This window comes from Streptomyces sp. NPDC004610 (genome assembly GCF_040609715.1).
In the GTDB taxonomy this organism is placed as follows: domain Bacteria; phylum Actinomycetota; class Actinomycetes; order Streptomycetales; family Streptomycetaceae; genus Streptomyces.
The window spans coordinates 258560-267205 of record NZ_JBEXLA010000005.1 but is presented as its reverse complement, the minus strand read 5'-3'; the positions used below and the strand labels follow the sequence as shown (position 1 = coordinate 267205).

The following is an 8646-nucleotide window of genomic DNA, read 5'->3' as shown; positions in this document are numbered from 1 at the left end:
ACGAGGAACGACATGAGCAACCCGTTCGACGACCCCGAGGGCACCTATCTGGTGCTGGTGAACGACGAGGACCAGCACAGTCTGTGGCCGGACTTCGTGACGGTCCCGGCCGGCTGGCGCACGGTCCACGGCCCGGACTCCCGGCCGTCCTGCGTCGCCTATGTGGAGGCGCACTGGACCGATATGCGCCCGCGCAGCCTCGCGGAGTCCATGAACGCCTGACGGCACACGAGAGGGGGGCGGCCACCGTGGCCGCCCCCCTCTTCCGGTTTCCGTGGGCCCGTCAGGACGCGGGCTGCTCCACCGGGGTGTCCGTCTTCCCGTCGACGGCCGCCGCGAGCTGCGGCACCAGCCGCTCGATGACATACGGCAGGCTCAGCACGGTGCCCATGGACAGCGCGTTGCCGTAGTCGCTGGACTCGGAGACGAAGACCTCACGGCCCTGCGTCACCACGTTCAGGTCCTTGTAGGAGGCGTCCTTGTGCAGGGTGTCGGCGTCCTTGGTGACATCGGTGACCTGCCAGACCACGGCGTCCTGGTCGAGCAGATCGGTGCGCTCCTTGCTGATGTTGGCGCCGAACTGGTCGCCGATCACCGTGTCCAGGTCCTCGGGCAGGCTGAAGCCGAGGTCACCGAGGAGATGCGAGCGCGGGTCCTGGCTGCCGAACACGAACATGCCCTCGTACGGGGTGGCCACCACGGCGGTCGCGCCCTGGAACTCCGGGTTCTCGTCGGCGGCCGTCTTGATGGCGTCCTCGGTGGACTTGACGACCGCCGCCGCCTCGTCGGAGGCGCCGAGCGCCGTGCCGATGATCTCGGTCTGCTCCTGCCAGGAGACGCCGTAGTCGTTGTACTGCTTCGGCTGGGCGACGACCGGCGCGAACTTCGACAGCGCCTCGTACTGCTCCTCGGTGAGTCCGCCGTACACCGCGAGAATGAGGTCGGGCTTGAGGGCGGCGATCTTCTCCACCTGCGGGCCGGTGCCGGTGTCGGTGAGGACGGTCGGCGTCTCGGCCGAGCCGATCTTGTCGGCGGCCCAGGGGCCGACGGCGCCGTCGTAGCCGCCGAGCCACTCGGTGGCGCCGACCGGGACCTTGCCGAGGGCGAGGACGGAGTCCTGGTCGGTGAGGCCGACGGTGACGATCCGCTCGGGCTCGGCGTCGATGGTGGTGCTGCCGTACTTGTGGTCGAGGGTGACCGGGAACGCGCCGGAGGAGCCGCTGCTCTCCGTGCCGGACGCCGCCGAGTCGGATCCTGAGTCGTCGTCACCGCTGCCGCACGCGGCGGTGGCGAACAGAAGGGTGGCTGAGGCGAGCGCGGCGGCGAGCCGCGGCGCCCTGCGGGAGCGGAACATCTGCGGTCCTTCGGTTTCGGGTTCCTGTGGAGCGAGGGTGGTGATGCGGGTCTGTGGGGGGGGTCCAAGAATGCGGGGGGAGGCTCTAGGGGTGCGGGGCGCGGGTGTCCGACCAGGCGTTCCACAGCGCGGCATAGCGTCCGCCGGCCGCGCGCAGCGCGTCGTGGGTGCCGGTCTCGACGATCCGGCCGCCGTCCATGACGACCACCCGGTCCGCGGCGGCGGCCTGGCTGAGCCGGTGCGCGACGATCAGCGCGGTACGGCCGTCGACGGCGCGGGCGACGCCCTTCTCCAGGGCGCGGGCCCCGGCGCTGCCCGCCTCGGCGGTGGCCTCGTCCAGGATCACCAGGGGCGGGTCGGCGAGGACCAGGCGGGCGAGGGCGAGGGCCTGGGTCTGGGCGCCGCTGAGCCGGTGGCCGCCTTCGCCGACGACCGTGTCCAGACCGTCGGGCAGGGCGTCGGCCCAGCCGAGGGCCTCCACCCGGTCGAGGGCGGCGCGCAGTTCGTCGTCGGTGGCATCGGGTCTGGCGAGCCGCAGATCGTCGGCGAGGGGGCCCGCGAAGACATGGGTCTCCTGGGTGATCAGGGCGAGGGTGCCGGTGGCGCCCAGTTCGGTGGGCGGGACACCGCCGACCAGGACCGTGCCGGAGGTGGGCGGCTGGATACCGGCGACCAGGCGGGCCAGGGTGGTCTTGCCCGCGCCGCTGGCGCCGACCAGGGCGACCCGCTCGCCGTGCCGGATCGTCAGCTCGATGTCGTGCAGCACCGGGTGGCCGGGCCGGTAGGCGTGGCCGAGGCCGCGGACGGTGACATCGACGCCGCCGGGCCGTACGGCGCCTTCCGCGCCGGGGTCGGCGGGCAGATCGGTGACACCGACCAGGCGGGCGAGTCCCGCGGTCGCCGACTGGGCGTCGTCCAGCAGCGCGAGGGCGGCGTTGACCGGCCCGAACAGGCTGTGGAAGTACAGGGCGGCGGCGGTGGCCGTACCGATGGAGGCGCTGCCGTCGCGGACCAGCCAGTAGCCGGTGAGCAGGACGGCGGCGAGGCCGATGTACTCGGCGATGTGCAGTCGGCTGTAGAAGCCGAGGACCAGATTGACCCCGCGCATGGTGAGGTCCACCACGGACCGGGACCGTTCGGCGACCCGCTCGGTGTGCTCGTCCTCCATCCGCAGGGCCCGCAGGGTGGAGCTGCCCGCGACGGTGTCCAGGAGCTGCTGCTGCTGGGCGCCCGCGGCGACGCGCTGCGCGGCGTACAGCGGGACGGCCCGGCGGACGTACCAGCGGGCGGTGGCCGCCTGGACGGGGACGGCGAGCAGCGCGGCCAGCAGGAACCGCCAGTCGAGCAGGGCCATCGCGCCGAGGGTGAGGACGATGGTGAGCAGTGAGCGGGCCAGCTCGGGCAGGGCGTTGCGGACGGCCTCGGCGATCAGCGAGACATCGGCGGTGACCCGGGCGGTGAGGTCCCCGGCACCGGCCTTCTCGACCCGCTCCAGGGGCAGCGCGAGGGCGCGTTCCACGAACCGTTCGCGCAGCCGGGCCAGGGCGCTCTCGCCGAGCCGGGACAGCAGCGACAGCCCGTATCCGGCGCTGAGGCCCTGGGCGACGGCGACGGCGACCAGCAGCGCGGCGGTCACGGTGACGGCGTCGGCGGTGCCCCCGTCGGCGGCCAGGTCGACGATCCGGCCGAGCAGCGGCTGCACCAGCAGCCCGATGGCGGTGGAGCCGGTCATCACGGCCAGTGCGAGCAGGGCGAAGCCGCGCTGGGGGCGCAGCAGTTCGGCCAGGGCGGCGCGGGTGCGGGCGCCGGTGGCGGTGGGGAGCAGTTCGGGGGGTTGGGTCATGCCAGCACCGCCGTCCGGTAGGTCCCGGACTCGCGGACGAGCCCTTCGTGGGTGCCGTCGGCGGTGACCGTGCCGCCGTCGAGGAGGACGACCCGGTCGGTGACGGCGAGCAGGGCGGGGCTGTTGGTCACCAGCACGGTGGTGCGGCCCCTGCGGACGTCCTTGATGCCGTCGGCGATGCGGGCCTCCGTCACGGCGTCCACGGCCGTGGCCGGTTCATGGACGACCAGGACGGGCGGGTCGGCGGCGAGGGCGCGGGCCAGGGCGACCCGCTGGCGCTGGCCGCCGGACAGGGACCGGCCGCGTGAGGTGACCGGGGTGTGCAGTCCGTCGGGCAGGGCGCGGACCACCTCGTCGGTGCCGGACGCGAGGAGCGCGGCCTCGGGGACGGCACTCCGGTCGGGCAGCGCGGCGGTGACGTTCTCCAGCACGGTCCCCTCGAAGAGATCGGCGTCGTGCTCGGCGACCAGGATCGCGGCGCGCACCTCGGCGAGGGCGAGCGCGGTCAGGGCGGTGCCGTCGAGTTCGACGGTGCCGATGTCGGGGTCGGCGCGGCGGCCCAGGCAGCGCAGCAGGGCGGTGGCGTGGGCGGGGTCGGTGGCGACGACGCCGAGGAGTTCACCGGGCGCGATGTCGAGGTCGACGCCGTGGACGCCGTCGTAGGACAGCCCGCGCAGGCGCAGTGCCCCGGTCGTGGCGTCCGGGGCCGGGGCGTGGGCCGGGTCGGTGACGGCCGGCTCGGTGTCCAGTACGGCGGCGATGCGGGCGGCGGAGGCGCGGCCCTGGGCGAGTTCGGCGTTGACCCAGGAGAACTCGGAGAGCGGGCCGATGAGGAAGAGGGCGAGGGCGACGCAGGAGACGAGTTCGCCGAGGCCGATGTCACCGGCGGCGGCGAGGCGTCCGCCGACCAGGGCGACGATCGCGATGAAGGTGCCGGTGAGCAGGGTGACGACACCGTGCTGCCAGGCTTCGGCGCGGGCGGCGCGCAGGGTGGCGGCCAGCGAGTCGCCGCTGACCCCGCGGTAGCGGGCGACGGCGGCGGGTTCGGCGCCGATGCCCTTGAGGACGCGCAGTCCGGCCACCAGGTCGGCGGCCACCCCGGAGGCGCGGGCGGCGCGGTCCTGTTCGGTCTCGCTGCGCCGCTCCAGGGGCTTGCTGAGCAGATGCCCGAGCCAGAGCAGCAGCGGGGTGCCGAGCAGGACGAGCAGTCCGAGGGTGAGGGAGACCCGCAGCAGGGCGACGGCGGCGACCACCAGTCCGGCGGTGGCGGCGAGGGCGACGATCAGGGCCATGGCGACGGCGCCGACCCGGCGGGCGTCCTCGGTGGCGGTGTTGGAGAGTTCCCCGGGCAACCGGCCCTCGTCGGCACCGCCTTCGGGGGCCAGCACCCGGCCGATCAGCTCGGTGCGCAGCAGATGCGCGGCGGTGACGGAGGCGCGTTCACCGGCGCGGGCGCTGAACCGGAAGCTGTAGGAGAGGCCGACGTAGACGAGGGCCAGCAGGCCGAGCCAGAGCAGGAGTCCGGGGACGTCGCCGTCCACGACCCCGCGTTCGATGGCGAGTCCGATGACCACGGGCACCAGCGCCTCACCGGTCTGGTGGCCCATGCCCAGCACCGCGCCCCGGACGACATCGCGGCGCTGTCCGCCGATCGCCCGTCGCAGCAGTTTTCGGCCCCGTGGGTCCGCTCTTCGCACGCATCCCCCCGGACCGTGTTCCGCTGCGCGGCCACTCGCCGCGCAAAGACTTAGGTAAGGCTAACTACATCTGCGAGTGTCGGCCACCCCCTCCGGACCGACGGAGGGTTGCCCTTTGATCACGGTTCGGACCGGGGGCCGGTCCACTCCCCCTCGCCCGCCCGTCGACAAATGCGTAACCCAGAGGTTACGCTTCTTGCCATGGACGACCTGTCCGGCGCCGCCGAGGCCATCGCCGACCCCGTTCGCCGGGAGATCCTGGTGATGCTGCGGCACACGCCCCTGACGGCCGGTGAGATCGCCGCCCGGTTCACGATCACGCGCCCGGCGGTCAGCCGTCATCTGCGCGTCCTGCGTGAGAGCGGCCTGGTCCGCGACGAGCGGCTGGGGCGGCACCGCCGCTACTCCCTGGTGCCGTCCGGGCTCCTGGCGCTGGCGGGCTGGCTCACCCAGTTCGACGGCGGGCGCCCCGACTGGCGGCAGCGGCTGGACGCGCTGGACACCGAGGTCCACCGCACCCGCCGGGACCGCCGCGCCGACGAGAACGCGGCCCTCACCGGATCCACCACCGAACCCATCGAGGACAAGGACACCGCATGACCACCCCCGAACCCACCGGACGGCTGGAGCGCACGCCCGACGGACACGATCTGATCCTCTCCCGCACCTACCGCGCCCCGCTCGCCGATGTCTGGGCGAGCGTCACCGAGCCGGAGCGCACGGCCCGCTGGTTCGGCCCCTGGCGCGGCGAGCCGGGCCCCGGCCGCACGATCGAGGTACGGATGACCTTCGAGGACGAGGCCGACTGGTCCCCGATCCGGATCGACGCCTGCGAACCCCCGCACCGCCTCGCGGTCTCGACGACCGACGACGCCGGGGCCTGGTTCCTGGAGCTGCGGCTCACCGAGTCCGCGGGCACCACCGAACTCCAGCTGGTCCAGCACCTCACCGACACCGGCGTCCTCAGCTCGACCGGACCGGGCTGGGAGTACTACCTCGACCAGCTCACCGCCGCCCGCGAGGACGGCCCCCTGCCCGACTTCGCCGACTACTACCCCGCGCAGAAGGCGTACTACGAGGCCCTCGCCCACCCCTGACGGCCACGGCCCGAAAACCGGGGGCACCACGGCCCCGGAGCCTTCTACACTCCCCCGCATGACGTACTTCTTCCCCCTCCGCTAGCGCCCGTCGGCGATACGAGGAGTCCCCGTCGCCGGCGACGCGGGGCAGCGGAGCGCTGTCCCGGGCGCTGATGTGGAAGAAGCCCACCCCTCATGCACACGCCTCTTGTGGCGCGGTGTGTCCGCGGACTGGAGTCCGCGGTCGCAGCCGAGGTCCTGCGGTCCCCCGGCACGGCCGTCACCGGCCTGCACCACCGCGAAGTCCGCTTTCTCACCGCCGGATCCGTGCCGTCCCCGCGCACAGCGGACGATGTGTTCCTGTGCGCGGCCCGGTGCGCCGACCCCGGCCCGGCCCGCGACGCACTCACCGCCCTCACCGACCTCGTCACCCGCACCGACCTCGCGGCCCTGCTGCCCCTGCGCCCCACCCCCACCGCCCCCACCGGCGTCGATGTCTCGGCGTCCTTCCTCGGCCGACGCGCCTTCAACCGCTACGACGCCGAGGACACCGTCGGCCGGGCCCTCGCCCGGCGGATGGAGGTGCCGTACCACTCCCGGCGTTCGGGCGTCCCGGCGCCGCCGGGGCACTGGGGCTGGCGGCTCACCCTGGACGGCACCTCGGCCACGCTGATGCTGCGCGGCGGGGACCGACCGCTGCACCGCAGGGACTACAAACGGCTCACCGTCCCCGGCACCCTGCATCCACCGGTGGCCGCGGCGATGGCCGCGCTGGCCGAACCACCGCCGGGCGCGCTGGTGGTGGACCCGTGCTGCGGGGCCGGGACCCTCCTCGCGGAGAGCGCGCTGCGCGAACCAGCCGCCCGTCACCGGGGCTTCGATCTGTCCGGGCGGGCACTGGAGGCGGCCCGCGCCAACACCGCGGGCCTGCCGGTCGCGGTGGAGCGGGGGGACGCGGCCCGGCTGCCGCTGGCGGACGGCAGTGTGGACCGGGTGCTGTGCAATCCGCCGTGGGGCGGTCAGGTCCCGGCCCGGGGCGGACTCGCCGGGGCGCCGGAGCGCTGGTGGCGGGAGCTGCGCCGGGTGCTCACCCCGGACGGCACGGCGGTGGTGCTGCTGCCGGGGGCGGGGGAAGTGGCCTCGGCGCTGGGCGCGGGCCTGACCCCGGCGCATGTCCAGCGGATCCGGGTGTCCGGCGCCGAGGCGTTCATGGTGCGGCTGACCCCGGTCAGCTCTCCTTCTGCTCGCCCCAGCCGTGCCAGCGCTCGACCTCGATCCAGGCGCTGAAGCGGGGGCTGACCCGGTCCGGGTAGGGCTTGCCCACATAGTGGGTGGCGAGCCGGTCGATGTCGGTGAGCCCCTCGTCGGCGTAGATCTCGGTGACCCGGCCGATCAGGGTGACATGGGTGTACCAGTTGTCGCCGTCGAGGACGGTCAGGGTCACCCGGGGGTCGTTGCGCAGATGACTGAGGCGGACCCGGGTCCCGTCCAGGCTGATCAGGATCCGGCCGTCCTCCCAGAGGTACCAGGTCGCCGTGGAGACCGGCGTGCCGTCCTTGCGGAGGGTGGCCATCACAGCGGGGTTGGCGCGGGCCAGCATGTCCTGGGCGGCCTGCGGCAGGGGAGGTCGGGACACGGGGGTTCCTCCGGACTCGTTAATCCTTCGACACGGACGATCACCCATGCTCACATGGCGGGATCTGCCCCGCGCGCCCGACCCACGAGGAGCCGCACCGTATGAGCCCCGCCGAACCACCGCTCACCGTCCCGCCCGCGCTGGCCCGTTCCTACGCCGGCGCCTTCGGTGAGGAGGGCAGGGCGTGGCTGGCCGGGCTGCCGGAGCTGGTCGCCGGGTCGCTGGCCCGCTGGGACCTGCGCCGCGACGGCGACCCGGGCTCGGGCGAGGCATCGCTGGTACTGCCGGTACGGCGCCCGGACGGCACACCCGCGATGCTCAAGCTCCAGTTGCCCCGGGCCGAGTCGGCGGCGGCGATCCTCGGGCTGCGCGCCTGGGACGGCGCCGGGATCGTCCGTCTCCTCGACCACGACCCGGTGTCGAGCACGATGCTGCTGGAGCGGCTGGACGCGGACCGCTCCCTCGCCGCCGTCGAGGACGACGACACCGCGCTGGGCATCCTGGCCGGACTCCAGGCCCGGCTGGTCGCCCGGCCCGCGCCCGCCGGACTGCCCGGCCTCGGCGCCGTCGCCGCCGCGATGCTGGAGGAGACCCCGCGCGCGGCCCGTGAGCTGTCCGACCCGGCCGACCGGCGGCGGCTCACCGACTGGGCGGCGGCCGTCGCCGAACTCGCCGACCGGCCCGGCGACCGGCTGCTCCACTGGGACCTGCACTACGAGAACGTCCTCGCCGCCGGGCGTGAGCCCTGGCTCGCCATCGACCCCGAACCCCTCGCGGGCGACCCCGGGTTCGATCTGTGGCCGGCGCTGGACAGCCGCTGGGCCGAGGTCGTCGCCCCCGATCCGCACCGGGTCCTGCGGCGCCGCTTCGACCTGCTCACCGAGGCACTTGACCTGGACCGCGCCCGCGCCACGGGCTGGACACTGGGCCGCCTCCTCCAGAACGCCCTGTGGGACATCGCCGACGGCGAACGCGCCCTCGCCCCGGAGGCGATCACCGTGGCGGAGGCATTGCGCCACCGCTGACACCGCCCTGCC

General features: G+C 74.2%; 9 protein-coding genes. 5 read left to right on the top strand and 4 right to left on the bottom strand.

Annotated features, from left to right (window positions below; translation table 11 throughout):
- The first annotated feature begins 12 nt into the window (after nucleotides 1-12).
- On the top strand, nucleotides 13-222 hold the full coding sequence (locus ABZX40_RS07945) for an MbtH family protein (protein WP_355731139.1): 210 nt from the start codon (nucleotides 13-15) through the stop codon (nucleotides 220-222).
- A 61-nt stretch (nucleotides 223-283) separates the two neighbouring features.
- Here ABZX40_RS07945 and ABZX40_RS07940 read toward each other — a convergent pair whose 3' ends face one another.
- The 3 genes from ABZX40_RS07940 to ABZX40_RS07930 all read right to left on the bottom strand — a co-directional run bounded on the left by ABZX40_RS07940 (nucleotide 284) and on the right by ABZX40_RS07930 (nucleotide 4894).
- The gene (locus ABZX40_RS07940) at nucleotides 284-1354 is read right to left on the bottom strand and encodes an iron-siderophore ABC transporter substrate-binding protein (RefSeq protein WP_355731138.1); all 1071 of its coding nucleotides are present in this window, start codon (nucleotides 1352-1354) and stop codon (nucleotides 284-286) included.
- Between the two features lie 85 nt (nucleotides 1355-1439).
- Nucleotides 1440-3197: an ABC transporter ATP-binding protein gene (locus ABZX40_RS07935; protein ID WP_355731136.1), complete on the bottom strand. Its 1758-nt coding sequence runs from the start codon at nucleotides 3195-3197 to the stop codon at nucleotides 1440-1442.
- On the bottom strand, nucleotides 3194-4894 hold the full coding sequence (locus ABZX40_RS07930; protein ID WP_355731135.1) for an ABC transporter ATP-binding protein: 1701 nt from the start codon (nucleotides 4892-4894) through the stop codon (nucleotides 3194-3196). The genes ABZX40_RS07935 and ABZX40_RS07930 overlap by 4 nt, the downstream gene beginning before the upstream one ends.
- Before the next feature lie 201 nt (nucleotides 4895-5095).
- Here ABZX40_RS07930 and ABZX40_RS07925 point away from each other — a divergent pair, with 201 nt between their 5' ends.
- The 3 genes from ABZX40_RS07925 (at nucleotide 5096) to ABZX40_RS07915 (ending at nucleotide 7260) form a co-directional block, all read left to right on the top strand.
- Nucleotides 5096-5494 (top strand): metalloregulator ArsR/SmtB family transcription factor, encoded by a 399-nt coding sequence (locus ABZX40_RS07925; RefSeq protein WP_355731133.1) that lies wholly within the window; start codon nucleotides 5096-5098, stop codon nucleotides 5492-5494.
- A complete protein-coding gene (locus ABZX40_RS07920) occupies nucleotides 5491-5991 on the top strand; it encodes an SRPBCC family protein (protein WP_355731131.1) in 501 nt (166 codons plus the stop codon). Before ABZX40_RS07925 ends, ABZX40_RS07920 begins: the two co-directional genes overlap by 4 nt.
- Before the next feature lie 177 nt (nucleotides 5992-6168).
- Nucleotides 6169-7260 (top strand): methyltransferase domain-containing protein, encoded by a 1092-nt coding sequence (locus ABZX40_RS07915; RefSeq protein ID WP_355731130.1) that lies wholly within the window; start codon nucleotides 6169-6171, stop codon nucleotides 7258-7260.
- Here the strand turns inward: ABZX40_RS07915 and ABZX40_RS07910 are convergent.
- Nucleotides 7202-7609, bottom strand: coding sequence for a PPOX class F420-dependent oxidoreductase (locus ABZX40_RS07910; protein ID WP_355731128.1), 408 nt, complete (start codon nucleotides 7607-7609; stop codon nucleotides 7202-7204). The genes ABZX40_RS07915 and ABZX40_RS07910 overlap by 59 nt on opposite strands.
- Before the next feature lie 101 nt (nucleotides 7610-7710).
- Here ABZX40_RS07910 and ABZX40_RS07905 point away from each other — a divergent pair, with 101 nt between their 5' ends.
- Nucleotides 7711-8634 carry an aminoglycoside phosphotransferase family protein gene (locus ABZX40_RS07905; protein WP_355731127.1) on the top strand — a complete coding sequence of 308 codons (924 nt, stop codon included), beginning with the start codon at nucleotides 7711-7713 and terminating at the stop codon, nucleotides 8632-8634.
- Nucleotides 8635-8646 lie beyond the last annotated feature (12 nt).